At 46.9% G+C, this 12,268-nt stretch carries 9 protein-coding genes; all 9 read left to right on the forward strand.

Annotated features, from left to right (window positions below):
• The first annotated feature begins 43 nt into the window (after positions 1 to 43).
• The 9 genes from AC3G2T_RS24890 to AC3G2T_RS24930 all read left to right on the forward strand — a co-directional run bounded on the left by AC3G2T_RS24890 (position 44) and on the right by AC3G2T_RS24930 (position 12,251).
• Positions 44 to 1,624 carry a type 2 periplasmic-binding domain-containing protein gene (locus AC3G2T_RS24890; RefSeq protein WP_488437269.1) on the forward strand — a complete coding sequence of 527 codons (1,581 nt, stop codon included), beginning with the start codon at positions 44 to 46 and terminating at the stop codon, positions 1,622 to 1,624.
• Positions 1,625 to 1,720: 96 nt separating this feature from the next.
• A complete protein-coding gene (locus AC3G2T_RS24895) occupies positions 1,721 to 4,405 on the forward strand; it encodes a glycosylhydrolase-like jelly roll fold domain-containing protein (protein ID WP_488437270.1) in 2,685 nt (894 codons plus the stop codon).
• A 157-nt stretch (positions 4,406 to 4,562) separates the two neighbouring features.
• Positions 4,563 to 5,771: an MFS transporter gene (locus AC3G2T_RS24900; protein ID WP_488437271.1), complete on the forward strand. Its 1,209-nt coding sequence runs from the start codon at positions 4,563 to 4,565 to the stop codon at positions 5,769 to 5,771.
• Positions 5,772 to 5,831: 60 nt separating this feature from the next.
• Positions 5,832 to 6,035 (forward strand): fibronectin type III-like domain-contianing protein, encoded by a 204-nt coding sequence (locus tag AC3G2T_RS24905; protein ID WP_474679250.1) that lies wholly within the window; start codon positions 5,832 to 5,834, stop codon positions 6,033 to 6,035.
• A 275-nt stretch (positions 6,036 to 6,310) separates the two neighbouring features.
• Positions 6,311 to 7,162 (forward strand): aldo/keto reductase, encoded by an 852-nt coding sequence (locus AC3G2T_RS24910; protein ID WP_488437272.1) that lies wholly within the window; start codon positions 6,311 to 6,313, stop codon positions 7,160 to 7,162.
• A gap of 73 nt (positions 7,163 to 7,235) precedes the next feature.
• Positions 7,236 to 8,417: an MFS transporter gene (locus AC3G2T_RS24915; RefSeq protein ID WP_488437273.1), complete on the forward strand. Its 1,182-nt coding sequence runs from the start codon at positions 7,236 to 7,238 to the stop codon at positions 8,415 to 8,417.
• Between the two features lie 56 nt (positions 8,418 to 8,473).
• The gene (locus AC3G2T_RS24920) at positions 8,474 to 9,118 is read left to right on the forward strand and encodes an NAD(P)H-binding protein (protein ID WP_488437274.1); all 645 of its coding nucleotides are present in this window, start codon (positions 8,474 to 8,476) and stop codon (positions 9,116 to 9,118) included.
• A 21-nt stretch (positions 9,119 to 9,139) separates the two neighbouring features.
• On the forward strand, positions 9,140 to 10,399 hold the full coding sequence (locus AC3G2T_RS24925; RefSeq protein ID WP_488437275.1) for an ankyrin repeat domain-containing protein: 1,260 nt from the start codon (positions 9,140 to 9,142) through the stop codon (positions 10,397 to 10,399).
• A 334-nt stretch (positions 10,400 to 10,733) separates the two neighbouring features.
• Positions 10,734 to 12,251 carry a spore germination protein gene (locus tag AC3G2T_RS24930; RefSeq protein ID WP_488437276.1) on the forward strand — a complete coding sequence of 506 codons (1,518 nt, stop codon included), beginning with the start codon at positions 10,734 to 10,736 and terminating at the stop codon, positions 12,249 to 12,251.
• Positions 12,252 to 12,268: the final 17 nt, after the last annotated feature.

The raw sequence follows: 12,268 nt of genomic DNA on the forward strand, positions 1-12,268 counted from the left end.
GCAGCCTTAAACATATCATTACGATTCAGAGGGGGAATACCATATGAATTTCAAAAAGATGGGGTTATTAGTAGCGGCAGGTGTCCTTGCGATTACTGCTGTCACCGGCTGCAGCGGAAACACGAACTCTTCCGAAGGTTCTTCAACTTCTGCCCAGAACCAGGCCTCCAATGCAGATGAAATAGTCGATATTGAAGTATGGGGCACTAACATCGGCTATAAACCGATCACCAAAGGCAGCAAGCTGTATGAATTGTATAAGGAAAAACTGGGCGTCGGCGTCATCCATCCCTATGTGGAATGGAACGGAGGCACCAACTACCTGAATCAATTGAACCTGAAGATCGCCGCTAACGAAATGCCGGACCTGTTCTTACCCCAGCAGGGCATCGAAGACAGCTTGGCTAAAAACGGCGCAATTGCCGACCTGACTGAGCTGCTGCCCAAGTATGCACCGAATTTATGGGAAGCCATTCCGAAAGAAATGTGGGATGTGGTCAAAGCCAACGATCCTACCGGTCAGGGGAGAATTTATTATATCCCCGGTGTGGTGGACTACGGGAGATACGCCGGCATGATCCGCAAGGATTGGCTTGACAAATTGGGCCTGTCGATGCCGAAAACCCAAGACGAATACGTGAAGGTGCTGGAGGCGTTCCGGGACAAAGATCCTAACGGCAACGGCCAGAAGGATGAGCTTCCGACGGGTGGCCGTCAGGAGGCGCGTTGGATGGATCATCTGTTCGCCATGTACGGAGTGGCCATGTTCGAAGGGTATCCGGATTGGGACCTGTACGACGGCAAACTGACTTATTCTGCGGTTACACCGAATATGAAAGCCGCCTTGGAGTTCATCGCCAAGCTGTATAAGGACGGGTTATTGGATAAGGAAACGCTCCTCAACGACAAGGCCAAGTGGGATGGCAAGATTGAGTCGAATAAGGCAGGAAACTATTTCCATTGGGTGGAAAGCGGCTATTTGCCTTTAGAAAATCTATATAAGAACACTGGTGTAAAGGCTGAATTCTCGGTACTCCCCATACCGGAAGTCGCGGGCTATAAGGGCTTCTACACTTGGAAGAGATTTACCCCTCCGGCCTGGGTGGTCAAGAGTAACAAGGATCAGAAGAAGTTGATGGCTACCTTGAAGCTGCTGAACAACATGTACGATAAGAAGAATTGGATCCCTCTGTACCTTGGCGTGGAAGGAATGCACTATGCGATGAAGGACGGCAAGCCAGCTAGACTTCCGGATGACAAGAGTACACAAGAGAACCTGATTCTTGATCCATATGCAAAAATATCTACCCTTGATTTCATGATCAATCTAAACAAGAGTACAGCTTCAGAAGACAGAATGTGGGCGATTAATCAGGTTAACCGAAATATGCAGGAAGCCCAGAAGTATGTCAAGATCATTGCCGGCGACGGTATGCCGGCCAGTGTGTACGACGGCTTCCCGGACATTAACAATCGTACGCTGTACGTGGAATACGCCACCAAGATTATCCTCGGGCAATACCCGATCAGCAAATTTGATGAATTCGTAGACAAGTGGAACAAATCGGGTGGTGAAGAGGTTACGAAGCGTGCCAGAGAATGGTATGCAAAAGTGAAAAAATAATTGTATCCGCCCGGCTTCGATTTGAAGGCGGGCGGATATTTCCATCCAAGCTGCGAACATCGGATGGTTGAAACTAAGTTGAAGCAGGGGGCTATTATGAGCAATCGTCTTAGGGAAGTGCTTGAGGGTCAAGAGCATAATTATATCCTTCCTTTTCTCTGGCAGCATGGTGAGGAAGAGGAGGTGATTCGGGAAGAGATTGCCCGTGTTCATGAATCCGGAATCGGGGCCGTTTGCGTGGAGGCGCGGCCGCATCCGGATTTTCTCGGACCGAAATGGTGGAAGGACATGGACATCATTATGGATGAAGCTCGAAAGCGCGGCATGAAGGTATGGATGCTCGATGACGACCATTTTCCGACGGGTCATGCGGCAGGCAAGGTGAAAGAGGCTCCGGAAGAGCTTCATCGCATGTTTTTGGGTGAACGGTATATCGATACCGTCGGTCCTGCCCAAGGAACATCTCTGCTTCTGGATACTTTGCTGATGCGTGGGCTTCGGCCGACCATCTCGCACAGCCAAAACGCGAGCGGTAAAAATAAGCTGATTTCAGTTGTCGCGGTCCGTCGCAATCCATCTAACGGATCATTAACCGGTGACACGGTTGACATAACAGAACTTGTACAAGATGGTATCCTTTACTGGGATATCCCTGAAGGGTATTGGCGTGTATTTATTATTTCAGAAAATAAGGATGGCGGAAGCAAGGAGCAGGCAGATTATTTGAACCCGCTGGACCGGGATTCAGTTCGCATTTTGCTCGACACGGTATACGAGGCTTTTTACGATCGGTATAAAGCGGATTTCGGAAAGACATTTGTTGGCTTCTTTTCAGATGAACCCGGATTTTACAATGATGAGAAAACGTTTGATTTCAATTCGAAGCCTGGAAAGCAGGGAGTACCGCTCCCCTGGAGCCGGGAAATGCCGGCCCTGCTGGAGGAAGCTTTGGGGCCCGACTATCGGAAGCTGCTGCATCTCCTCTGGCACGATGCAGGAGAACAGTCGAATATTGTACGGTACCATTATATGAATATCGTCAGTAAGCTCTACGCCGAAAACTTCTGCAGCCAAATCGGAGTATGGTGTAGAGCCCACGGGGTAGAATACATCGGACATGTACTCGAAGACAACAACGTTCATGCAAGGCTCGGATCCGGCGCCGGACACTTTTTTCGCGCGCTATGGGGACAAGATATGTCAGGCCTCGATGTGGTGCTGTGGCAGATCGTCCCTGGCTTCGATGAATTGAGTTTCCGCTGCGTTTCGGGGGAAACGGATAGTGAATTCTTCCACTATGGCCTCGCTAAGCTTGGCGTGTCGCTTGGACACATGGATCCGAAAAAACAAGGCCGTACGATGTGTGAATTGTATGGGGCATATGGCTGGACGGAGGGCCTGAAGCTGATGAAGTGGCTCACAGATCATATGCTCGTTCGAGGCGTTAACTATTTTGTCCCGCATGCCTTTACTCAAAAAGCTTTTCCGGATCCGGATTGCCCGCCGCATATGTATGCGAGCGGGAAAAATCCGCAGTACCGATATTATAAGCACTTAAATCGATATATGAATCGGATTAGTCACCTGATTACAGGCGGAAGACACGTGGCGACCGCAGCCGTCGTTTATCATGCTGAAGCCGAATGGTCCGGAGCATCGATGTATTTTCATAAGCCTGTGAAGGAATTGATGCAGCATCAGATCGACTGCGACGTTCTTCCTGTCGACGTTCTTTTGGAAGCGGCGAGCGTGCAAGACAGCAAACTGTACGTACATCACGAGGATTACGAGTGCCTGATCGTCCCCTATGCAGAAGCGCTTCCGGCGGCGATGATTCGGAACTTGGCCGAGTTTGCCGAACAAGGACTAGCCGTTCGCTTTATTGACGGGCTGCCTTTACGATCGAGCGAGGGCAGTGATGTTTCTGCCGAACTGTCTTGTCTGGCCGATCACCGGAATGTGAAGCTTGCAGCTTTAGAAAAGCTGGCGCAAGACCTTATTGCAGACGAACATTACGAGATTAGAGCCGGCCAATACGAACCGTATCTTCGGAACTATCACTATCTTCAGCAAAATTTGGATGTTTTTATGTTCTTTAACGAACACCCGAATCAAACCATTCATACGAAGATTGTTTTGCCCATCCAAGGTGATGTATTTGCTTACGATGCCTTCCGGAATCAGTTGATCAGTTTACATGCAGAAAGGGAGAACGGCACAACGGCGGTTCAGCTTGTCCTTCATCCGTATGAATCCATCATTCTGCTCCATGGATCTGATCTTGAAGGTTATGCCGCCCTTCCAAGACATGCTGTTGGGGCGGATCTTGAGCTTAAAGGCGAATGGACTGTTTCCACCGCTGATGCCGAACATTATCCTCATTTCAAGGAATGGGGAAAACTGACGGCATTGGCGAATATGAGCGGGCCTGATTATTTACCGCGATTTACCGGTACTTTTCGTTATGAAACGGAATTTGAGTGGAACGAATCCGCGAGACAAGCTCTGTTAGATTTGGGTGAGGTCTATGAAACGGCAGAAGTATGGTTAAATGACGAACAAGCGGGGGTACGCATATGTCCACCTTACAGCTTGGAAATCAACGGTCTGATAAAAAAGGGCAAAAACAAGCTTGTCATTGAAGTTACGAATACGTTAGTGAAAGATCAGCGCGACTTCTTGTCATCGTTTGCACAGCAGGAACCAAGCGGACTCATCGGTCCGGTCCGGTTTGCGGCGGCAGCTGGGTACCCGGCATCAGTTTCGTTTGAATTTAATTGATGTGAGTCCGTGCCTTATGGCACGGACTTTTTAAATCTAACTCTTATTTTTTTCGAATGAAGTTTTGTTGAAAACCTCTTTCCCCGAAAAACTTGATTTATACTGAACATTCGTTCTATATTACTATATATAAGTTTGACAGAGGAGAGAAAACGATATGTCTTTGTTATTGAAAAACAATGGAGCGCTCACCTTATTGATGGCCAATCTTTTCCTTGCGATGGCGGCATACGGGCTTGTGGTTCCCGTTATGCCCACGTTGATGAAAGAGTTGGGATTAACCGGAGCTGCGGTAGGTTTATTGACAGCCGCTTTCGCGGTTACGCAGTTGCTATTTTCCCCTCTGGCAGGAAGACTTTGCGATACTGTCGGCAGGAAAAAGGTCATCGTCGCCGGTCTTGCTTTGCTTGCCATTTCCGAGGCCATATTTGGGTTTGCTTCTTCCCTTTACCTGTTATTCATCTCCAGGCTGCTAAGCGGAATTGGAGTTGCCTTTATTTTTCCGGGTATTATGGCCTTTACGGCCGACGTCACCACGGAGGATGAACGGGCCAAAGGAATGGGCTTTGTATCCGCGGCGATGTCGACAGGATTCATTATCGGCCCGGGGTTAGGAGGATTCCTGGCGGAATACGGTATACGCGTGCCGTTCTATACAGCCGCTATCGTCGTTGCATTTTCGGCGGTGTTAACCTTACTGGTGCTGCCTGAATCCTTGAAAATGGCGAATACCGGCACCGCATATCCGGCAGCCGGCACCGCTGCCAAACAAAGCCTGATCTATCAATTGATAAACTCCAGAAAAGCGCCTTACTTTTTTGCGCTTCTTGTGCTGCTCATTCTCGGGTTTGGCCTTTCGAACTTTGAGACGGTTTTTGGCCTGTATTTGGATGCCGAGCATCAATTCGGTCCGCGGGATATCGCCTTGATCATGACGATTGGCGCCATTGTCGGAGTCGTCATTCAGATTGGTCTGTTGGACGTTCTCGTGAAAAAGGTTGGCGAAATCAAAGTGATATATATAAGCCTCGCTTTGGCAGGCGTGTCGATTCTGGCCATTTTGTTGGCCCATCGTTATTGGGCGGTCTTGCTCGTTACCATTATTATTTTCGCCGCTTGCGATCTTCTTCGGCCGGCGGCCAGCGCGTATTTGTCCAAATCGGCCGGCAACGATCAAGGTTATGTTGCAGGATTGAACTCCACTTTCACGAGTCTCGGGACGATTGCAGGTTCGACGGCTGCCGGAGCATTGTACGACCTATCCTTGTCCCTTCCGTACCTTGTTGCAGGCATCACTTTCTTGGGCTGTTTTGCGGTACTGGCGATTCGGCAAAACCGCTACCGACAAACCGCCCGAGAATTGTGATGCTCCCCCGAATAATAAAACAGACCGACGCGGCAGTCTGTTTCTAAGCACGGCAGCGTCGTGCGTCCGGTGAAGGAACTGAAAGGGTTTCGCAAGGCGGTGCTGGCCGCCGGCGAAAGCCGGGAAGTCAGCTTTACCGTCACAGTCTCCGATCTTGCTTTCTGGACGGCGGATTTGAGGCACGAAGCGGAACCGGGCGGCTTCAAACTGTATATCGGTTCCAATTCGCGGGATCTGCAAGAAGTGGATTTCGAGCTGTTGTAAGAGAAGCTCCGTCGTGCGGACTCCTGGCAGGTTAACAAGCAGCCAAGATCGTACAATAACAAGCCCATTGACTTTATTGGTCAATGGGCTTTGTTTAAGATCTCTATGGAAATGATAGAATTAGGCAAACATTTGCGACAAATGAGATAACTGTTTTTTGTCGGATGTTTCATAATAAGGTCATGGGCGTGGTTGCGGCCATTGGTACCCGGCAGGTTCAGATTTTGCAAAAAGAGCAGGAAAATAACGATAAATATTGACAGGAGGATTTTGTCATGCAAACTGTGACTTTGAACAATGGTGTTAAGATGCCCATACTCGGCTTTGGGGTTTATCAGATTCCAGATGCAAATGAATGTGAACAAAGCGTTTATAATGCCATAACGGCGGGTTATCGTCTGATTGATACGGCTGCATCTTATTTAAATGAAGAAGCGGTGGGCAGAGCAATCCAACGAAGCGGCGTTTCAAGAGATGAATTGTTCATTACGACAAAACTCTGGGTTCAAGACACTGGGTATGAGCCCACAAAGAAAGCATTTGAAAAATCACTGAGAAGATTGCAATTGGATTATTTGGATCTATATTTAATTCATCAGCCGTTTGGCGATGTTTATGGCTCTTGGCGTGCGATGGAGGAGCTGTATCGAGAGGGAAAGGTCCGGTCTATTGGAGTTAGCAATTTCCAAATGGACCGTCTGATCGATTTGATTATCCATAATGAAGTAATTCCGGCAGTAAACCAAGTTGAAACGAATCCTTTTTGCCAGCAAATAGAAAGTGCAACATTCATGAAAGAAAACAATGTGCAGATCGAGTCTTGGGCGCCTTTTGGTGAAGGAAGAAATAACATGTTCAATAATGAAGTTTTGGTATCAATCGCCGAAAAGTATAATAAATCCGTCGCACAAGTGATTTTACGCTGGTTGGCACAAAGAGAAGTCGTTGTGATTCCAAAGTCTGTTCGGAAAGACAGAATGATCGAAAACTTCAATATCTTTGATTTTGAATTAAAGCAAGAGGATATGGAGACGATTGCTGCATTGGATACGAACAAGAGCTTATTCTTTTCACATAATGACCCTGAAATTGTGAAAAGGATCGGTACCCGCAAACTTGATATTTGATTGAAGGGCCACTGCAAACAGTGGTCCATCTCTCTCTTTAAAGACTACATGGAATTTAGGTGGTTAGGATAACATGAATAATACTTGGAAAATCTATATGCTTGCTTTGATCTGTTTCTTAGTTGGCACTTCACAATTTGGCATCGTTGGTATGTTGGACAAAATTGCCGCTTCCGTCGGTGTATCGATATCGACAGCCGGGCAGCTCATAACAGTATTCGCGCTTGGCAACGCGCTTGGTGCACCCTTTGTCGTGCTGGCGGCGGCAAAGATGAATCAACGCAATCAACTGCTCCTGGCTCTCTCCCTCATCTTGCTTGGTATCGTCTCCATGCTGGCCCTTTCGGGCTTCGGCTTTCTGATGGCTTCCCGCATTGTGCTTGGAGTCGGAACCGGCGTCTTCGTCGTCACGGCTTATTCTATAGCGTCCAAGCTGGCTTCTCCCGGCCGCCAGGGGGGAGCAATGTCCACTGTCGCTATGGGCTTTAGCTCCTCTCTCGTATTCGGCGTTCCCATCGGTCGCATGGTCTCTGCGGTCTATGATTGGAAGACGATCTTCTGGGCCATCGGCGTTTTGAGCCTGCTGGCTTTTGCTGCCATCGTACGGTCGATCCCTGCCTTGGAAGGCGAAGCGTCCGTCTCATTGGGCAAGCGGCTTGCTTTCTTGAAGCAGCCGAGGATCACACTCACCCTTGGCATAACGTTCTTCGTATTTATCGGCTTTTCGATAGTCGATACGTATATCACTCCGTTTCTGTCCGCCGCCATGCCGACGATGGAACGGCATATGAGCGGTATTCTCTTGGCATTAGGCGTCGGGAGCTTGATCGGCTCCAGACTTGGCGGCTTCTTGGCAGATCGGATCGGCATACCCCGCACGATCTTCGGATCAATGGCTATCCAAATCCTTGCCTTAGTCGTGCTATCCTCTGTTTCCGGCTTCGGCTCCGGTTCCGTCGTAATGACGATTCTATTACTCATGATCTGGGAGATCGCTTGCTGGGTATTTGGGCCAACCCAGAACTTTAACTTGGTCTCGCTTGCTCCGGAAGCTTCCGGTATCGTCCTTAGTCTGAACAGTTCTTTTGTACAACTGGGTTTTGCTGCAGGAGCCGGCATTGGGGGAATTACCGTTGGCAGCTTGTCCATCCTATCGATCACTTGGATCAGTGCTGTTTCGGTCGTGATCGCGGCGGGCATCGCGTTCGTATCTACCGGCCGTGTCGGTTCGTTATTGAAGGGAAATGCAGGCTGACGGGAAAACAGATTTTGATATTTATGTAGCATTAATTAATAAAGAGGAATGATATTATGAAAATTTTGATTTTAGGTGCAGCAGGCCAAATAGCTCGTATGTTAACAAATAAATTGCTCAATAACACGGACAATCTCATCATTCTTTATGCAAAAAATGGCCATAAGCGGTTAACTATCACTGATGATCGTCGAGAAACTATTTTTGACGGTGATTTTAAAGACAAAGATAAACTGATCAAGGCTATGCAAGATATCGACCTCGTTTATATTAATGACATGGGCGATGAAAAATCCACGAAAACCATTATTGATGCAATGAATTTTGCTGGAGTGAAAAGGGTAATCGCTGCTTCCGTTTTGGGTATTTATGATGAAGTGCCTGGAGCTTTTGGCCAATGGAATAAGAAAATGATTGGTGGAGGCAGTAGAATGCGTTCTCAGACTGAATCCGCACGGTTGCTTGAAAATTCAAATCTAGATTATACACTTTTACGCCTTACATGGCTTTACAACCAAGAGGGTAATACGAATTATATGCTCACGCAAAAAGGAGAATTATTTAAGGGTGCACAGGTTACACGTCAAGCGGTAACTCAATTAATCATCGATATTATTGAAGAAAAAAGTGATAAATATGTTAAAATCAGTCTAGGTGTAAGCGAACCGAATACGGATTGGGCAAAGCCATCATTTTATTGAGGTATAAGGAGGGAGAATAACATGGTCATCGAACAATTCAAACAGGCAGTTGATAATAACGACACTGAAGCTTTAAGGCGTCTATTGCAAAACCATCCATCGCTTGTCACACAGATCGACGAACCATGGTTTGTTTTCGATACGCCGGCGATTGTGATTTCTGCAAATAGAGGAAACCGTGAGATGGTGGATGTATTATTGCAGTACGGGGCTGACATCAATGCCAAAAGCAACTGGTGGGCGGGAGGATTTGGTGTTCTGCATCATGATCATCACGATTTATCCCGTTATCTTATTGAGCGGGGAGCTCATGTCGATCCGCATGCTGCGGCTGCATTGGGAATGCTGGATATCCTGCAAAAGATGGTAGAGGAGGATCCGGAAGTTGTCAATCAACGCGGCCCGGATGGCCAGGTTCCTCTGCATTATGCCATTTTGCCTGAGATCATCGATTTCCTACTGGATCACGGGGCTGAGATTGATAAGCGGGATATCGACCACAACAGTACACCGGCTCAGTATGCTGTCAATAACCCGGACAAATGCAGACATTTAATTGAACGCGGCGCTCAGACGGATATCTTCATGGCTTGTAAGCTGGGGGATATCGAACTCGTCCGCAAAATTCTGAAGGAGGATCCGAATGCCCTTCAGGCCCAGGTGGGGAAAGGGAACTTTACCTCCGTCGGTGGGCATATATATGCGTACCAAATAGGCGCAGCTGTGAGGCCGATCTTTCTTGCGGCTCGCCTGGGTTATGAAGCCATTACGGAGTTAATGCTGTCGTACAGTTCAGTTAAGCAGAAATTCCTGTTTGCCTGTATGCGGGCAGATACAGAAACCGTCCATAGCATGTTAAGGGAACATGCAGATATTGTCCGATCCCTGGAGCCGGAAGAGCAGAGTGTAATTACGGATGCAGCATGGAAGCATAAAGCAGATGCAGTGCGACTCATGTTGGATGTTGGTTTTCATGTGGATGCATGGAGCAACGCCCGTTCGATGACAGCCCTTCATTGTGCCGCAGCACAAGGAGACTACGAAATCGTCCTACTGCTAATTGAACGCGGTGCTTCTATGGACATCCTGAATGAATTCGGAGGGATTCCAATGAATAGCTGTATCTGGGGATCACTTCATATTCAAGCTCCCAAAGGGGATTATGCCGCAGTTGCGGAGAGCCTCATAGAAGCAGGGAGTAAACTTCCGGATCAAGCAATGGGTAGTGAGAATGTGAAGAATGTTCTTATTCGGCACGGAGTACTCGGCGGGAGAGAGTAACAATACAAGGAATCTACAACGCAGAAAACTCGCGGGGAAACTATAGTTTAATAAGGAAATATGACGCAGTTACCGGTATGACATGAGCTTTTATTTTGCAAATGGGTATGAACACTTCTCGGTCCGCGAAAGACTTAAATCCGTTTAAGTCTTTTGCGGATTTTTCCATTTCCGGATTCGTCCGGATTCTGACACGACACACCGCGTACTGTCATAAGGTTGGTTAGTCACGGGGACGAACTTAATTTTATCCTGAATTTCGAAAAAGCATAAATAAATCTTATTTGAGTTGGAAATAATTGTAGCATAGTTCTTACTTCCGGAGGTTAACCGCATGAACCAAACGAACTTTGCCGGTACCCGTTCAGAAATGGATATACAACCGATTTCACCCGTATTGGAATCTAATTTAAAGTGGCTCGAAACGAGTTTTGAATCCTGCGATGATTTATCTGTTTTTCAGTGGCACTTTGGACCGGAGCTCCGACACACAGCATTTTCCGTTTATTTCGAGTCGTTATTCGAACATAAAACATTAAATTATATGAAAGCATCACTTCAGGACCTTGTTCCCCACGAAGTAGGCCCTGCAAGTTCTGTCACACCTGAAGATGTAATTCGCTTTTTCAGCAACCACGGTATTTCCTCGCAATCTGCCAAGCTTGTAAACGATCTAAAAGAAGCAATTGATGATATTGTTACAGGGCATCTTGTTATCTTCTTTAATGGTTGGGATCAAGCTTTGTCTTACAAAGTTGCTTCACTAATAACTAGGCAAGTGAGCGAACCGGTTGCAGAATCCGTAGTTCATGGTCCGCGCGAGAGTACAGTTGAAAATTTGCAAAAGAATATCGGTATGTTACGGCAGCGGTTAAAAACTCCTAATTTTAAATTAGAAAAGTTTACGCTTGGGGTAGAAACCAAAACTGAAATCAATATCGCTTATTTGATAAATACAGTTAATTTGGAAGTCTTAGCTGAGTTAAAAGAGCGGATTTCCAGACTAAAGCAAGTTAATGTTCTTGAGACCTCTTTTATTGAAGAGGGGATTGAGGATTCGACTTATTCTCCATTCCCTCAATACCGCTATACAGAACGGCCGGATACCGCTACTGCAGCTATGTTGGACGGTAAAATCATCGTGCTCGTCGAAGGCACAGGTTCGATTTTAATATGTCCGGGACTATTTACAGAAATGTATCAATCCTCGGAAGACTTTTACCAAAGAAGTATAATTGCCTCCCTAATTCGCTTAATGAGGATATTTGCATTTTTTATTGCTTTAAGTTTGCCCAGCATATATATTGCTTTAACGACTTTTCATCCGGAATTAATTCCTACTGTTCTTTTACTTGCCATCATGAATGCGCGTGAGGGAATTCCTTTCCCTGCGTTTTATGAAGCCGCCATCATGGAATTTTTCTTTGAACTTCTTCGGGAAGCCGGAGCGCGATTGCCAAGACAGATTGGCGCCACGATAAGTATTGTTGGCGCTCTCGTTATTGGTGAAGCAGCCATATCTGCAGGTATTGCCTCTCCGACGATGGTCGTGGTCGTTGCATTAACCGGAATTGCTTCTTTTGCCATTCCTCAATACAACATGGCTACCGCTTTAAGAATTATAAAGATTCCGCTCATGATTTTAAGCACATTCCTGGGCGGATTCGGTCTGATGATAGGTTTTCTCTGGATCTTGCTGCATTTAACGAGTCTCAGATCCCTTGGGCAGCCATATCTAACCCCTGTAGCACCTCTTCAACCGAAGCAATTATTGGATGCATTCATTCGTGCCCCGTTTAAAATTTTGCTGCGTTCACCGCGCAGCAAGAAGATATTCGGATCTGAAAAATAAAAGACAGTTTTTTTGAA

The organism is Paenibacillus sp. sgz302191 (assembly GCF_057749925.1).

Excerpts from the sequence above, each read along its gene's own strand:
- AC3G2T_RS24925 (WP_488437275.1), top strand. The coding sequence starts at position 9,140 with ATGGTCATCGAACAATTCAAACAGGCAGTTGATAATAACGACACTGAA.
- AC3G2T_RS24895 (WP_488437270.1), top strand. The coding sequence starts at position 1,721 with ATGAGCAATCGTCTTAGGGAAGTGCTTGAGGGTCAAGAGCATAATTAT.
- AC3G2T_RS24900 (WP_488437271.1), top strand. The coding sequence starts at position 4,563 with ATGTCTTTGTTATTGAAAAACAATGGAGCGCTCACCTTATTGATGGCC.
- AC3G2T_RS24930 (WP_488437276.1), top strand. The coding sequence starts at position 10,734 with ATGAACCAAACGAACTTTGCCGGTACCCGTTCAGAAATGGATATACAA.
- AC3G2T_RS24920 (WP_488437274.1), top strand. The coding sequence starts at position 8,474 with ATGAAAATTTTGATTTTAGGTGCAGCAGGCCAAATAGCTCGTATGTTA.
- AC3G2T_RS24910 (WP_488437272.1), top strand. The coding sequence starts at position 6,311 with ATGCAAACTGTGACTTTGAACAATGGTGTTAAGATGCCCATACTCGGC.
- AC3G2T_RS24890 (WP_488437269.1), top strand. The coding sequence starts at position 44 with ATGAATTTCAAAAAGATGGGGTTATTAGTAGCGGCAGGTGTCCTTGCG.
- AC3G2T_RS24915 (WP_488437273.1), top strand. The coding sequence starts at position 7,236 with ATGAATAATACTTGGAAAATCTATATGCTTGCTTTGATCTGTTTCTTA.